The following is a 543-nucleotide window of genomic DNA, read 5'->3' as shown; positions in this document are numbered from 1 at the left end:
GCGGTGTCCGCCCAGCGGGCCGCGGGAGACGGCTCGGTCGAACTCGTCCAGGGTTTCGATCTCACGATACGTGTTCTGATCCACCCGGCCATGCTACGGGCGTACGGGGACATCCGTTGCGGACGAGCGGAGGCCCGGGTGACTGCCCCCGGGCCTCCGTGGATCGCACCGCGGTCAGAGCTTCATGCGGTGCACACCCCCCTGCACGGTGCCGACGTAGAGCCAGCCGCCCGCGGCGGCCAGGCTGGTGGCGTTCGTGTTCTGCAGTCCGGTGGACACGTTGTGCCAGCTCCGGCCGCCGTCGGTGGAGCGCAGCACGCCCCGGCCGCCGCGGGCGGCTGGCTCTACGTCGGCACCGTGCAGGGGGGTGTGCACCGCATGAAGCTCTGACCGCGGTTCGATCCACGGAGGCCCGGGTACAGTCACCCGGGCCTCCGCTCGTCCGCAACGGATGTCCCCGTACGCCCGTAGCATGGCCGGGTGGATCAGAACACGGATCGTGAGATCGAAACCCTGGACGAGTTCGACCGGGCCGTCGCCCGC

The 543-nt window shown here is 70.7% G+C and carries 1 protein-coding gene; it reads right to left on the bottom strand.

From position 1 onward, the window contains the following. Positions 1–174 precede the first annotated feature (174 nt). Entirely contained in the window at positions 175–375 is a 201-nt protein-coding gene (locus tag J0695_RS40720; protein ID WP_206969835.1) for a beta propeller repeat protein, read from the bottom strand. Positions 376–543: the final 168 nt, after the last annotated feature.

It is taken from the genome of Streptomyces beijiangensis, assembly GCF_017315755.1.
GTDB classification, from domain to species: Bacteria; Actinomycetota; Actinomycetes; order Streptomycetales; family Streptomycetaceae; genus Streptomyces; species Streptomyces beijiangensis.
This window is presented reverse-complemented; position numbering and strand designations above follow the sequence as displayed.